The sequence below is a fragment of the Afipia sp. DC4300-2b1 genome, assembly GCF_049895725.1.
In the GTDB taxonomy this organism is placed as follows: Bacteria; Pseudomonadota; Alphaproteobacteria; order Rhizobiales; family Xanthobacteraceae; genus Afipia; species Afipia broomeae.
In genome coordinates this window covers 660600-674482 of record NZ_JAFCSX010000001.1, presented here as the reverse complement: position 1 = coordinate 674482, position 13883 = coordinate 660600, and the positions used below count along the sequence as shown (strand labels likewise).

The 13883-nt window shown below is 63.1% G+C and carries 15 protein-coding genes; 8 read left to right on the top strand and 7 right to left on the bottom strand.

Annotated features, from left to right (window positions below; all coding sequences use genetic code 11):
• Positions 1-45: 45 nt before the first annotated feature.
• The 5 genes from ACP7AL_RS03375 to ACP7AL_RS03355 all read left to right on the top strand — a co-directional run bounded on the left by ACP7AL_RS03375 (position 46) and on the right by ACP7AL_RS03355 (position 3979).
• Entirely contained in the window at positions 46-1911 is a 1866-nt protein-coding gene (locus tag ACP7AL_RS03375; RefSeq protein ID WP_425988856.1) for a DNA polymerase III subunit gamma/tau, read from the top strand.
• 25 nt (positions 1912-1936) lie between these two features.
• Positions 1937-2257 carry a YbaB/EbfC family nucleoid-associated protein gene (locus tag ACP7AL_RS03370; RefSeq protein WP_006022334.1) on the top strand — a complete coding sequence of 107 codons (321 nt, stop codon included), beginning with the start codon at positions 1937-1939 and terminating at the stop codon, positions 2255-2257.
• Positions 2258-2293: 36 nt separating this feature from the next.
• The gene (recR, locus tag ACP7AL_RS03365) at positions 2294-2899 is read left to right on the top strand and encodes a recombination mediator RecR (RefSeq protein ID WP_006022333.1); all 606 of its coding nucleotides are present in this window, start codon (positions 2294-2296) and stop codon (positions 2897-2899) included.
• An 18-nt stretch (positions 2900-2917) separates the two neighbouring features.
• Complete coding sequence (locus ACP7AL_RS03360; protein WP_425988852.1) at positions 2918-3340, top strand: hypothetical protein; 423 nt, start codon at positions 2918-2920, stop codon at positions 3338-3340.
• 69 nt (positions 3341-3409) lie between these two features.
• Entirely contained in the window at positions 3410-3979 is a 570-nt protein-coding gene (locus tag ACP7AL_RS03355; RefSeq protein WP_425988849.1) for a GDSL-type esterase/lipase family protein, read from the top strand.
• A gap of 18 nt (positions 3980-3997) precedes the next feature.
• Here ACP7AL_RS03355 and ACP7AL_RS03350 read toward each other — a convergent pair whose 3' ends face one another.
• Entirely contained in the window at positions 3998-5365 is a 1368-nt protein-coding gene (locus ACP7AL_RS03350; RefSeq protein WP_425988846.1) for an AmpG family muropeptide MFS transporter, read from the bottom strand.
• 175 nt (positions 5366-5540) lie between these two features.
• Entirely contained in the window at positions 5541-6749 is a 1209-nt protein-coding gene (locus ACP7AL_RS03345) for a DNA recombination protein RmuC (RefSeq protein WP_024920493.1), read from the bottom strand.
• A 172-nt stretch (positions 6750-6921) separates the two neighbouring features.
• Between ACP7AL_RS03345 and def the strand changes: the two genes are divergently transcribed.
• From def to truA, 3 genes are read left to right on the top strand one after another with little or no spacing between them, the layout of a single operon-like run.
• Positions 6922-7437: a peptide deformylase gene (gene def, locus ACP7AL_RS03340; RefSeq protein WP_024920492.1), complete on the top strand. Its 516-nt coding sequence runs from the start codon at positions 6922-6924 to the stop codon at positions 7435-7437.
• A 13-nt stretch (positions 7438-7450) separates the two neighbouring features.
• Entirely contained in the window at positions 7451-8383 is a 933-nt protein-coding gene (gene fmt, locus ACP7AL_RS03335) for a methionyl-tRNA formyltransferase (RefSeq protein ID WP_425988842.1), read from the top strand.
• Positions 8383-9120 carry a tRNA pseudouridine(38-40) synthase TruA gene (gene truA / locus ACP7AL_RS03330; RefSeq protein ID WP_425988840.1) on the top strand — a complete coding sequence of 246 codons (738 nt, stop codon included), beginning with the start codon at positions 8383-8385 and terminating at the stop codon, positions 9118-9120. The genes fmt and truA overlap by 1 nt, the downstream gene beginning before the upstream one ends.
• 110 nt (positions 9121-9230) lie before the next feature.
• Here the strand turns inward: truA and ACP7AL_RS03325 are convergent, their stop codons facing one another.
• The 5 genes from ACP7AL_RS03325 to ACP7AL_RS03305 all read right to left on the bottom strand — a co-directional run bounded on the left by ACP7AL_RS03325 (position 9231) and on the right by ACP7AL_RS03305 (position 13834).
• Positions 9231-9806 (bottom strand): 5'-methylthioadenosine nucleosidase, encoded by a 576-nt coding sequence (locus ACP7AL_RS03325; protein ID WP_425988838.1) that lies wholly within the window; start codon positions 9804-9806, stop codon positions 9231-9233.
• Complete coding sequence (gene dapE / locus ACP7AL_RS03320; protein ID WP_425988835.1) at positions 9803-10960, bottom strand: succinyl-diaminopimelate desuccinylase; 1158 nt, start codon at positions 10958-10960, stop codon at positions 9803-9805. The genes ACP7AL_RS03325 and dapE overlap by 4 nt, the downstream gene beginning before the upstream one ends.
• A gap of 157 nt (positions 10961-11117) precedes the next feature.
• Entirely contained in the window at positions 11118-11963 is an 846-nt protein-coding gene (gene dapD / locus ACP7AL_RS03315) for a 2,3,4,5-tetrahydropyridine-2,6-dicarboxylate N-succinyltransferase (RefSeq protein ID WP_425988832.1), read from the bottom strand.
• Positions 11964-12040: 77 nt separating this feature from the next.
• On the bottom strand, positions 12041-12754 hold the full coding sequence (locus tag ACP7AL_RS03310) for a pyrimidine 5'-nucleotidase (protein ID WP_425988829.1): 714 nt from the start codon (positions 12752-12754) through the stop codon (positions 12041-12043).
• A gap of 84 nt (positions 12755-12838) precedes the next feature.
• A complete protein-coding gene (locus ACP7AL_RS03305) occupies positions 12839-13834 on the bottom strand; it encodes a DUF1036 domain-containing protein (RefSeq protein ID WP_425988826.1) in 996 nt (331 codons plus the stop codon).
• Positions 13835-13883 lie beyond the last annotated feature (49 nt).

The following is a 13883-nucleotide window of genomic DNA, read 5'->3' as shown; positions in this document are numbered from 1 at the left end:
GCAACGCGCGCCTGGTGCCTAGCGTGCTCAATCGCGGATCGATTGATGACCGATGCTGACATTGCCGGCGCGACTGCGGACGATCAGCCGGGTTTCGAACTCGGCGGAACGCCAGCCCCGTCGGCAGGCTCAAGTTCCGCCTACCGCGTTCTCGCACGCAAATACCGTCCCGGCACATTCGAGGATCTGATCGGCCAGGAAGCGATGGTGCGGACCATCTCGAATTCGTTCGAGGCGGGGCGCGTTCCGCAGGCCTGGATTCTCACCGGGGTGCGCGGCGTCGGTAAGACCACGACCGCGCGCATTCTCGCCCGCGCGCTGAATTACGAACTGCCGGATGGCTCGGTCAAAGGGCCGACCATCCACATGCCGAAGATGGGCGTGCATTGCCAGGCCATCATGGAAAGCCGGCACATCGATATTCTCGAAATGGACGCGGCGTCGCATACCGGCATCGACGACGTGCGGCAGATTACCGACGGCGTACGCTATGCGCCTTCGAGCGCAAGATACAAAGTCTACATCATCGACGAAGTCCACATGCTCTCGGAGAAGGCGTTCAACGCCTTCCTGAAGACTCTGGAAGAGCCGCCCGAGCACGCCAAGTTCGTGTTCGCCACCACTGAAATCCGCAAAGTCCCGGTGACGGTGCTGTCGCGCTGCCAGCGCTTCGATCTGCGGCGCGTCGATTCTGATGTGCTGATGGCGCATCTGGCGAACATCGCGGCCAAGGAAGGCGTTGGGGCCGAGCCCGAAGCACTGGGCCTGATCGCCCGCGCGGCAGAAGGCTCGGTGCGCGATTCGCTGTCGTTGTTCGATCAGGCGATTGCGCATGCGGCGGGCATGGTGCGCGCCGAAGACGTGCGGCAGATGCTTGGTCTGGCCGACCGCACCCGCGTCATCGATCTGTTCCAGTCGCTGGCGAGCGGCGACATCGCCGCCGCCTTCAAGGAATTCCGCGACCAGTATGACACCGGCGCCGATCCGGTGGTGGTGCTCAGCGACCTTGCGGAGTTCGTGAACTTCGTGACGCGGGTGAAGGTCGTTCCCGCCACGGCGGACAATCTGGCGCTCGGCGAAACCGAGCGCACGCGGGGGCGCGATTTCGCCGCCAAGCTCTCGATGCGCGTGCTGTCACGGATGTGGCAGATGCTGCTCAAGGGCATCGCGGAAGTGCAATCCGCGACGCGTCCTCAAGCCGCCGCCGAAATGGTGCTGGTGCGCATCGCCTATGTGTCGGATCTCCCGACGCCGGACGAGGCGATCAGGATGATCGACGCCAATGGCGGCTCGTCGCCTGCGATGAGCGGCAATGGGGCTGGCAACGCCGCGCCGCGTGCGCCGTCCGCCATGCTGTCTTCAGGCGGCGATGACGGGTCGCAGTTGCGGGCGGTGGCATCGAGCACACGGCCGGCGCTCGATACATCACCGCGTCCGCAGATGATTGCGCCTACGCCCGCTCCGGCTGAAGCCGCGCCCGCGCGACGGCTAAACACATTTGCGGAGCTCGTGGCGCTCGCGAGCGAAAAACGCGATGTCCAAATCAAGTCCGCGCTGGAAGCCGATGTGCGGCTGGTGCGGATGGAAGACGGGCGGCTTGAGGTCGCACTGGAACGCAGCGCCGCGCGTTCGATGATCAACGATCTGTCCCGCAAGCTCGAATTCTGGACCGGGCGGCGCTGGACCGTGATCGTCTCCAACGAGGCAGGCGAGCCGACGCTGCGCGCACAGGCACAGGCCGCGAAGGAAAAACTCACCGACGGCGTACAGGCCGATCCGCGCGTGCAGGCCGTGATGTCACGCTTTCCTGGTACGCAACTGGTGGAGGTGCGGCGGATCGTGCCGGATACCGGCTCCGGTGTGGATGAATCCGGGCCTGTTGCTGCGGCTGAAGAAGACGACGATCTCTAACTCAATTCGATAAAGGGACCCGTTCATGGCTGACTTTCTCGGCATGATGAAACAGGCGGCGCAGCTTCAGTCCAAGATGAAGGCGCTGCAGGATGAACTCGACACCATCGAGGTCGAAGGCCTGTCCGGTGGCGGTCTCGTCAATGTGCGCATGACCGCCAAGGGCGAAGTGAAGGCCGTGAAGATCGATCCGTCGCTGATGAAAGCCGACGAGCGCGAGATTCTCGAAGACCTGCTGGTGACGGCGCAGAACGATGCGCGCCGCAAGGCCGAAGCCGCCATGCAGGAAAAGATGCAGGCGCTGACCGGCGGCCTCGGCCTGCCTCCGGGGCTGGGTCTCGGCTAGAGCCGCGATGCGCCTTCTTAACGTGAAAATGCTCTGATGGTCTCCTCGGTCGCAGGTCCGGAAATCGAACGGCTGATCCAGTTGCTGGCGCGGCTGCCAGGGCTTGGCCCGCGCTCGGCGCGGCGTGCCGCGCTACATCTGATCAAGAAGCGCGAAGCCCTGATGACGCCGCTGTCGGCGGCATTGCAAGTGGCGATTGAGAAGATCCAGGTGTGCAACACCTGCGGAAATATCGATACGCAGAATCCCTGCACGGTCTGCACCGATGCACGGCGCGATCCCTCGATCATCGTGGTGGTGGCGGATGTCGCGGATTTGTGGGCGCTTGAACGCGCTCATGCCACAAATGGATTTTACCACGTGCTCGGCGCCACGCTGTCGCCACTCGACGGCGTCGGCCCGCAGGATCTGACCATCGATGCACTGGTGCAGCGCGCGCTCGATCCGCGCGTGACGGAAATTATCCTTGCGCTGAATGCAACCGTCGATGGCCAGACCACCGCGCACTACATCACCGACCTGTTGCAGGATGCCAACGTCAAGGTCACGCGGTTGGCGCACGGTGTGCCGGTCGGCGGGGAACTTGATTATCTCGACGAAGGAACGCTGTCGGCCGCCATGCGGCAGCGGACACTGTTCTGAAACTCAAATGGAAACCGCATGATCTCCCGACTGTTCGTGAATGCCCCGGCAAAACTGACCGCTGGCTGCCTGGCCGTATGCCTTGCAATGCTCTCATCATCCGGCGCGATGGCGCAGCAGAAGGCGAAGCCGATCAACGCTGGCGAAGTCTTGTCCGGCGAACTGACCGCGATGCGTTCTGGACCGAAGAAGAAGCGGGTCATTACGTATCAGCTCACCAGCGAACCGCGCCGTTTGCCGCCACCGTCGGGTATGTGCAATCTGGAAACCGGTCCCGAAACATTTCAGATCGTGACCAACAGCGACGCAGAAGCCGCGGCGCTGAAGCCCTTTATCGGGAAAAGCATCGCGCTGAAGGCCAATGAGATGGCCTGCGCGCAGGCCGCCGGGCAGTTGAGCGACGCCGTCGTCACCAAGTGGAGCGTCGTGACCAAGCACTGACGTGCTTGACGATATTCGGACGCCCGCCCTAGTCTGCTGATTTTGGAAATCAGTTTTGGGGGGCGGGTTATGTCATTGCGGCTCAATCTGTTCGTTTCCTTTATCGTTGCGGGTTTTTTCCTCGCATCTCCGGTGGCCGTGCATTCCGCACGCGCGCAGGTGCAGGTCGCGGTGATCGGCGACAGCAACGTTTACGGCAAGGGCATCTCTCCCTCTGAGAACTATCCGAGTCAGCTTCAGGCCGCGCTAAACGCGCGAGGTCTGAACGTGACTGTCAGCAATGGCGGCATCAACGGCGATACAAGCTCCGGCCTTGCTGGACGTCTGGATTCGGCTGTTCCTTCCGGCACGCGGGTGGCGGTGATCTGGATCGGGATCAACGATATTCGCCGTGGAGTAAGCATGGCGGAAGTTCAGGCGAATGTCGCGGGCATCGTCAGCCGCCTGCGGGCGAAGGGGATCGACACGTATGTGATCCGCCCGCCGGTGTACAATGTGGCGGATCATCAGAATCCAGCGCTCACCGTGGGCGGCGGCGATAAGCATTTCAATGCGGCGGGCTACAGAAAGATGGTCGGCAAGACCATCGGGCCGGTTGCGGCGCTGGTTAGCAAGGCATCGAAGAAGAAAGCGGCCTGATTGGGCTGTCCGTTGCGGCTATGCCGCTACGTTCTTGCGTTGCCCGAGCGTCTTGAAGTGGCCGCGCCGCTGCAGCCACGCCAGCAGGATCAGGCTCGGCACCGCGACCAGCACGCTGAGCACGAAGAATGCCGGCCAGCCGGTGGCCTGCGCGACATAACCCGCGCCTGCGGAGAGATAGGTTCTGCCGATGGCTGCGAACGCGGTGAGCAGCGCATACTGGGTCGCGGTGTGTAGCGGGCTCTGGCACAGCGAAGAGAGATAGGCGACGAAGATCACGGTCCCGATCGCGCCGGTGAAATTCTCCACCGTGATCGCCAGCGCCAGCGCCCACTGGTTGAGCCCGACGTAAGCAAGCCACGCGAAGGCGAGATTCGAGATCGCCTGCAACACGCCGCCAATCCACAGGCACGCTTCCAGCGACCATGCGCGGGCGAGAAAGCCGCCGGCGAATCCGCCGATCAGTGTCGCGGCAAGTCCGACGCCCTTGACGATGGCGGCATAGTCGTTGCGGGTGAAGCCGAGATCGATCACGAACGGCGCGGTCATGGTGCCCGAGAACGAGTCCGTGAACTTGTAGAGAATGACAAACGCCAGAACCGCCCAGACGTCTTTCCGCGTCAGGAATTCGGTGAAGGCGCCCACTGCGGCGGTGATGACGCGGGTGATGGCGCTCTCGCCGGAGGTCGCTTCCTCGGCGCGGCGCGACTGTTCAGGCTCGGTGGCGACCAGCGCGGCAATCATCCCAATCAGCACCATCGCCGCCATCGCGATGTAGCCCCACATCCATGCGATCGGCTTGGTGAGGCCGGTGGCTTCGAAGCCGCTGACCAGAAACAGCGCACCGGCGGTGGAGATCAGCATGCCGACGCGATAGGCAGCGACATACGAGGCCATGCCGGCGGCCTGCTCGCTCTCAGGCAGGCTTTCGACGCGAAAGGCATCGACCACGATATCCTGCGTTGCCGACGCGGCCGCGACCAGCAGCGCACCGAGCGCGACATAAAACGGCGAGCGTGCCGGATCGGTCAGCGCCAGCAGCAGGATCGCGGCGATCAGCAGCAATTGCGCGAACACTAGCCAGCCGCGGCGCCGTCCGAGCAGGCGTGTCAGCAGCGGCACATGCAGCGCGTCAACCAGCGGTGCCCAGAGGAATTTCAGGGTGTAGGGCGTGCCGACCAGTGCAAAGAGTCCGATGGTGCCGAGATCGACACCGGACTCCCGCATCCACACCAGAAGCGTCGAGCCTGACAGTGCCAGCGGCAGTCCCGACGAGAAGCCGAGGAACAGCACGATCAGCACGCGCTTCTGCAGATAGACTGCAAATGCCTCGCGCCACGAAGCGCGGGGAGGGCTTTCGGCTTTCGCTGTGTCAGGAACTGTCATGCAGCGGTGTTAGCAGATTCTTGGCCGGTCACCCCACCCGGCTGACCTCCGGTCAGCCACCCTCTCCATTCAGGGGAGGGATAAGAGGCGCGGCGAGCAAAGTCTTTCTTCTCCCCCCGTGTGGGGAGGGTCGGCGCGGAGCGCCGGGGTTGGGGGTAAATCCCGATTGCGACGATTACTCCCCCGCCTGCAGCTTGCGCAGGGGATGTGGCGGAAACAGGTCGCTGGAGGACACCACGCGCGTCGCGTCTGCAGGCTCGCTGCTCTTGCTGAAGTCCAGTTCCTCGATACGCCCGGCGCGCTTTTCGATCTTCTCCGCCGAAATCAGGATCTGGCGCACGTCCTCATTCACATTGCCGAAATCTTTCTGCAGCTTGAGCACGCGGTCGCGCAGCCGGCCGAGATCGTCCGACATATGCATGACCTCGGTGCGGATCTGGTCGGCGGCATCGCGCATCCGCGCGTCTTTCAGGATCTGTTGCATCACCTGGATCGCCAGCATCAAAAGCGAGGGCGACACCAGCACGATCCGCGCCCGGTAGGCCTTCTGGATCACATCGTCGAAGCCATCGTGGATTTCGGCGTAGACCGATTCCGAGGGCACGAACATCAGCGCCGTATCCTGTGTCTCGCCGGGAATGAGATACTTCTCGGCGATGTCGTTGACGTGCTTCATCACGTCCTGCCGCAGCCGCTGGGTGGCGACTTTCTTTTCCTCGTCGCTGCGCGCATCGCGGAGCGCGGTGAAGGCTTCGAGCGGAAATTTTGCATCGACGCAGAGCGGGCGCTGATCGGGCAGGAAAATCACGCAGTCGGGGCGAGTCCGGTTCGATAGCGTGTGCTGAAAGGCATAGGAGTCCTTCGGCATGCCGTCCTGAACGATGGCTTCCATCCGCGCCTGGCCGAATGCACCGCGCGACTGCTTGTTGGCGAGCACGTCGCGCAGGGTCGTCACCTGCGATGTGAGGTCGGTGAGATTCTTGTGCGCGTTGTCGATAATGCCGAGGCGCTCGTGCAGCACGCGCAGAGAGTCCATCGTGTTGCGCGTGGTCTGCTCCATGGACTGGCCAACGCGGTGCGTCACCGAATCCAGCCGTTCGTTGACGGCGCGGGCCATTTCCGCCTGACGCCCCACCAGCGCCTGTCCCATTTCATGGACCCGGCCGGTGGATTCGTTCTGCATGCGCAGCACTTCTGCGAGCCGCTCTTCCAACTCGTCCGCGCGCACCGCCTGCGCCATGGCAGCCTCCGCGCCCTTTCGGCCTGAGCGCGCGATCACGATGGCGATGGTTAGCAACAACAGCAGCGCGAGCACGCCGAATGCAATCAGGGCGGCGCCAACGTGAACCGGCACATCGCCGGCCATGAAAAGGATCTCGTTCATGCCCCCTTTGTAACCCGATTCGGCACGCGACGCGAACGAATAGGGAACATTTTATGGTTAATAACTCCCTGATTTTTATGGTTAATCGCCGGTTAACAGCATTCGTCCCCGGCCAAGCGCCTGACCTCACGCCGGGTTTGACCGCGGCGGGCGCTCCCATTACATCGCGCCCATGGCCAATCGCGACATCATCATTCTTCCCGACAAGCAGCTCCGGCTGATCTCGAAGCCCGTCGAAAAGATCACGCCCGAAATCCGGGCGCTTGCCGACGACATGTTCCAGACCATGTATGACGCACCGGGCATCGGCCTTGCCGCGATCCAGGTCGCGGTGCCGCTGCGGCTGATCACCATGGACCTCTCCAAGAAGGAAGGGGAGAAGGAGCCGCGCGTCTTCATCAATCCGGAAATCCTGTCCTCGTCCGAAGAGATGTCGGTCTATGAGGAAGGCTGTCTCTCGATCCCGGAATACTATGAGGAGGTCGAGCGGCCGGCGCGGGTGCGCGTGCGCTTTATGGATCTCGACGGCAAGATGCACGAGGAGGAAGCCGACGGGCTTTACGCCACCTGCATCCAGCATGAGATCGACCATCTCAACGGTGTGCTGTTCGTGGATTATCTCTCAAAGCTCAAGCGCGATCGCGTGATGAAGAAGTTCACCAAGGCCGCCAAGCTCGCGGCGAAATAAGCCGGAGCTTCTCATGCCGCTTCGTCTGATCTTCATGGGCACGCCGGATTTCGCGGTGCCGACCCTGCTGGCGCTGGCGGACCACGGCCATGAGATTGCGGCAGTCTATACGCGCGCGCCAAAGCCCGCCGGACGCGGCATGAAGTTGCAGGCGACCCCGGTGGAGCAGGCGGCGCGGCAACTCGGCATTCCGGTCCTGACGCCGAAGACGTTGCGGACGCCGGAAGAGGAGGCGGAATTCCGTTCGCACAATGCCGATGCCGCCGTTGTCGTGGCTTACGGCATGATCCTGCCGCAGAATATTCTGGATGCCGTGCCGCTCGGCTGTTTCAATCTGCACGGGTCGTTGCTGCCGCGCTGGCGCGGCGCCGCGCCGATCCAGCGCGCGATCATGACCGGCGATGCCGAGTCCGGCGTGATGGTCATGAAGATGGACGCCGGGCTCGACACCGGCGATGTCGCGATGGCCGAACGGCTGCCGATCACTGACGCCATGACCGCGCAGGATCTGCACGATGCGCTGGCGCCGCTGGGCGCGGACCTGATGGTGCGTGCGATGGGCGGACTGTCGCGCGGCGGGCTGCAACTCACAAAACAAAGCGAGCAGGGCGTCACCTACGCGGCCAAGATCGACAAGGCCGAGGCGCGGATCCACTGGACCAAATCCGCGCATGAGGTTTTGCGGCATATCCACGGCCTGTCGCCGTTTCCCGGCGCATGGTTCGAAATCGCCATCGATGGCGAACCGGTGCGCATCAAGGTGCTGCGCTGTGAACTGGCGAAAGGCTCCGGTGCGCCGGGCGACGTGCTCGACGATCGCCTGACCATTGCCTGCGGCGACGGCGCGATCCGCATCCTGGACTTGCAGCGCGCCGGCAAGCCGCCGATGAAGGCCGAGGCGTTTCTCAACGGCACGCCCCTCAAGCCTCCGGCGCGCGTGAGCTGATGCCCCGCTACAAGCTCCTCATCGAATATGACGGCGCTCCCTTCTGGGGGTGGCAGTATCAGGACAAGGGCCCGTCCGTGCAGGGCGCGCTGGAAGATGCCGTGAAGGCGATGACCGGTCAGGATGTGCGGGTCAATGGCGCAGGCCGCACCGATGCCGGTGTCCATGCGCTCGGGCAGGTGGCGCATATCGATCTGGCAAAGGACTACAGGGCCGATCGCGTGCGCGATGCGCTGAACGCCCATCTGCGCCCGCACCCCATCGGCGTGCTGTCCGCCGAGATCGTGCCGGAAACTTTCGATGCGCGGTTTTCGGCGACCAAGCGCCACTACATCTACCGCATCGTCAATCACCGGGCGAACCTCGCGCTGAAAGCGGGGCACGCGTGGCGCGTGCCGCGGCCGCTTGATGTCGCGGCGATGCAGGAAGCCGCGCAGGTGCTGGTCGGCAAGCACGACTTCACCACCTTCCGCGACACCGAATGCCAGGCGAAATCGCCGGAGAAGACGCTGGACGCACTCGATGTGACGCGTGACGGCGATGACGTGAATATCACGACCTCGGCGCGCTCGTTCCTGCACAGCCAGGTGCGTTCGATGGTCGGCTCGCTGGTCTGGGTCGGCCATGGACGCTGGACGTCCGGCGACATGCGCCGTGCGCTCGAAGCGCGCGACCGCACGGCCTGCGGTCCCGTCGCGCCGCCGGACGGCCTCTATCTGGTGCGGGTGGAGTATTAGTTCGGTACATCGTCATTGCGAGGAGCGAAGCGACGAAGCATTCCACTCTTTGTCGGCACATCTGAGAAGTTGGATTGCTTCGCTTCGCTCGCAATGACGGTACGAAGCGACTATCGCGCTATATCTTTCATCACTTCCCAGAACAGGTCCTCGCCACCCGCGACATTCTCGTTCCAGTGATCCGCGGCGTTCTCATCGGCGGCGTCGGTGATGAACTTGAACGCGCGCCACGGCACGTTGTGGCGCTGACAGACATGGGCAATTGCGAACAGTTCCATGTCGACGATGTCGATGTTGTTCTCGACCAGCCACGGATCGACGGAGGTCACGAAGCTGTCGCCGGTGCCGCAGACAACGGTCCCGTGACCGGACGACAGCCGGTCCATCTCCGGCGAGAACGGCGTGCGCCCGCGCGGCGCCAGCGGCATCGCTTCCATGTCGCGCTGAACCGTGTGCGCGACCTCCACGAGACCGTTGTGGATGTGCGCGATCTTGCCCGCGGTGCCGTAGTTGATGATCAGCTTCGGTTGTAGCGCCATCACCGCCAGCGTCGCGATGCTCGCCGCATTGACCTTGCCGACACCGGTGTAGATCACCTCGACACCTTCCGGCGCGCGGGCCTTGTTCAGTTCGGTATCGATGGCGGTAAGAACAACGATATGTCCGCTCATGTCCGGGTCATTCATGCGAAATAGCGATCCAGCACGCCGCGATAGATCTTCGTGAGCTTTTCGAGATCGGACACCGGCGTGCGTTCGTCGATCTGGTGCATGGTCTGGCCGACAAGGCCGAATTCCAGCACCGGGCAATAATGCGTGATGAAGCGTGCATCCGAGGTGCCGCCGCCGGTGTTCAGCTCGGGCTTGCGGCCGGTCACGTCTTCGATGGCGGCGATGACGAGATCGGTGAACGGCCCCGGCCTGGTCCGGAACACGTCGGCGTTCGACGGCTCCCAGACCACATGCGCCTTGATGCGGTTGCCGCTCGCCTTGGTGACGCGCTCCTCGATCAGCGCGCGGAGGGATTCGCGGGTGTGGCAGTCGTTGTAGCGGATGTTGAAGCGCGCGCGCGCCTGCGCCGGAATCACGTTCCAGGCCGGATTGCCGACATCGACCGAGGTGAATTCGAGATTCGACGGCTGGAAGTGATCGGTACCCTTGTCGAGCGGATCGCTGCTCAATGCGACGATCAGCGCCGCGATATCCGGCACCGGGTTGGAGGCGCGGTGCGGATAGGCGACATGACCCTGCACGCCATCGACAATGATCGTGCCGGATTGCGAGCCGCGCCGTCCGATCTTGATGGTGTCGCCCATTTCGTTGACGTTGCTCGGCTCGCCAAGGACGCAGTGATCGAACTTTTCGCCGCGATCCGCCGCCCACTGCAAAAGCTTGATCGTGCCGTTGACGGCGATGTCTTCCTCGTCGCCGGTAATCAGGAACGAGATCGAGCCTTTCACCTTGCCGCCATTGGCCGCGAGATACTCCAGCACGGCGGCAACCGAGCAGGCGATGCCGCCCTTCATGTCCACCGCGCCGCGGCCATAGAGCATGCCGTCCTTGACGTCGCCGGCGAATGCGCCGTGGCTCCACGCCGCTTCGTCACCGGCGGGCACCACGTCGGTGTGGCCCGCGAAGGTGATGTGCGGCGCCTCCGTGCCGATGCGTGCATAGAGATTGTCGATGTCGGCCGCGCCAGGTTCGGAGAAGGTGACGCGATGTACCTCGAACCCTGCATCGCCGAGCAGCTTCTCCAGCACACCGAGCGCGCCCGCGTCCGCCGGCGTCACCGAGGGACAGCGCAGCAGATCACGGGCGATGGAGAGGGCGTCGGTCGACATTGGTTTCCCAAACTTTTCATCACCGGGCATGGCAGTCGTAGACTGCGTAATCCAATCTGCTCGCGGTGATCTCGATCAAGAGGGCGCCACACCTTCGTTGTCGGGATTGCCGGAACAAGTCCGGCAATGACATTGAAGGCGTGACGCGCTCTACCTTTTAGTCCCGCAGCAGTTCGTTGATACTGGTCTTGGAGCGGGTGCGCTCGTCGACGCGCTTGACGATCACGGCACAGGCGGTGTTCGGGCCGGGCTGTCCGTTCTTCAGCGGCTTGCCCGGCAGCGTTCCGGGAACGAGCACGGCATATTCCGGCACTTCGCCGATGAAGGTCTCGCCGGTCTCGCGATCAACGATCTTGGTCGATGCGCCGAGGAATACGCCCATCGCCAGCACCGCGCCCTTGCGCACGATAACGCCTTCGGCGACTTCCGAACGCGCGCCGATGAAACAGTCGTCCTCGATGATCACAGGACCGGCCTGCAACGGCTCGAGCACCCCGCCGATGCCGACGCCGCCGGAGATGTGCACGCGCTTGCCGATCTGGGCGCAGGAGCCGACCGTGGACCAGGTGTCGATCATGGTCGCTTCATCGACATAGGCGCCGAGATTGACGAACGACGGCATCAGCACGACGTTCTTGGCAATGAAGGCGGAACGGCGGACGATCGCGCCCGGCACGGCGCGGAAGCCGGCATCGCGGAAACGGTTCTCGCCCCAGTCCTCGAACTTCGAGGGTACCTTGTCCCACCACTGCGCGCCGCCGGGCCCACCGGTGATCGGCGCCATGTCGTTGAGACGGAAGGACAGCAGCACCGCCTTCTTCAGCCACTGGTTGACATGCCATTTGCCGTCGGCCTGACGTTCGGCCACGCGCGCCTCGCCCTTGTCGAGCAGGTTGAGCGCCAGCTCCACGGCGTCGCGCACCTCGCCCTTGGTATTGGCGTTGACGGTATCGCGGGCCTCGAAGGCGGCATTGAGCGTGTTTTCAAGCGCGGAGAGAGACATCGGTGTTCCTTGGGGGAAAAGCAGTTTTGGATGCCGCTTTTGTCGGGATTTGGCGGCGGCAAGTCAAGTTGAACGGATCAGTTTGAGGCTCTTATCGCCGCCAAAAACCCGGTCAGATCGTCGGTAATGTGATCGACATAGGCGGCGTCGCGGCCCTCCAGCTCCCAGTCCTCGCGGACCACGTTCTTGGTGCCGTCCGGGACTACGAGGACGGTGGTCATGCCAAGATCGTGCGGCGTCACCAGATTGCGGGCGAGGTCCTCGAACATCGCGGCTTTCGAGGGATCGACTCCGTGCAGCTTGAGAAATTTAAGGTAGGTCTGCCGCGCGGGCTTCGGCTCCAGTTCGGCCGCGACGATGTCGAACACGTCCTCGAAGTGACTGCCGATGCCGAGCCGTTCCAGCACCTTGCCGGCATGGGCGCGCGAACCGTTGGTGAGGATCAGCTTGCGGCCGGGGAGCTTTTCGATCGCCGCGCCCATTTCCGGATTGGGTTCGAGCGGCGAGTGATCGATCTCATGGACATAGGCGAGGAAATCGTCGGCGCGCAGGCCGTGCTCGGTCATCATGCCGCGCATGGTGGTGCCGTAGCGGCGATAGTAGTCCTTCTGAATCTTGAATGCCTCGTCCTTCGGCACATTCAGATACTGCGCAACGAAATCGCGGATACGGACATCGACCTGCTGCCACAGATTGACGTGATGCGGGTAGAGCGTGTTGTCGAGATCGAACACCCATGTCTCGATATGGGTGAAGCTGCGGGGCATTTTTTCGTTTGGAGCGTCTGTCATGTTCTTTTCTTTACCTCTCCCCACGGGAGAGGGAGCGCATTGCGATTGGAGCAACGTTAGAGTCGTTACCTTGATACTTAAGGGTCATGGCATCCCGAAGCGTAATGTCTTGCCGGCGCCGGCGCCGATCTCGACGCGCTCATAGCCGCTGGCATTCAGTCCGCGCCCGCCGCAGTCGCCCTGTTCGGTGAATTCGAACTGCGTCTCGCGGGTGCAGAGCATCGTGGTGCCGCCCCAGTTCACCGGGCGGCTGTTGATCTTGATGGTACGGCCATCGGCGTCGACAGCTTCGGCGAAACTGTAGATCCTGCGGGGCTGTCCCGTCACGTCGGGATGCAGGCACTTGCCAGGTTCGATGCGATACCAGCCGCGGCTGGTGACTGTTTTTCCGTCATCGGTGGCGATGGATGCCATCACCCGATACTGCGTGTCGTTGCACCAGGTGAGGCCGGTGGCGGAGGGCTTTTCGACCGCTGCAATCATCGTCTCGAAGAAATTGGGCGCCTGGACTGCATCGGTATTGAGGCCGCGCGCTTTCAGGAATGCGGCGAGGGCGTTCTGGGTTTTCGGGCCGTCGACGCCGTCGATGGGGGCCGCGTCATAACCTGCGATCACCAGCAGCCGCTGGATCGCGGCGAGGCGCGCCTGCTCGTCATCGTACTCGGCCCCTTCGGCGAGGTATGCGATCTGATGTCCGTCTTCGCCGGTGCTGGGTTTGATTTCGGTGAACGCCGCTGCGGTCTGGCCGCCGCGGCACTGGCGTCCGGCAATGACGAAGTCTTTCGACGCAACGCAAAGATTATCGGTGCCGTTCTGCGGCGCGGGCGACGCGCCATAGACCGGCAGCGAGCGTGCATGGAGCAGGATGCGGTCGGCGGTGATGTTCCCTTGCGCGACCACACGGCAGGTTGCCGGATCGATGCGGAACCAGCCGCGCGTCGCGGTCGCGGTCTTGTCCTCGATGCCGATGGCGGCTTCGACGACATAACTCATGCGATTGCAGATTTTAAGATCGGCGCGGGCGGGGGAGGAAACAAGCAAGGCTGTCATTGCGAGGAGCGCAGCGACGAAGCAATCCATTTTTATCTGTGTGGATTGCTTCGCTGCGCTCGCAATGACGATTTGAGCT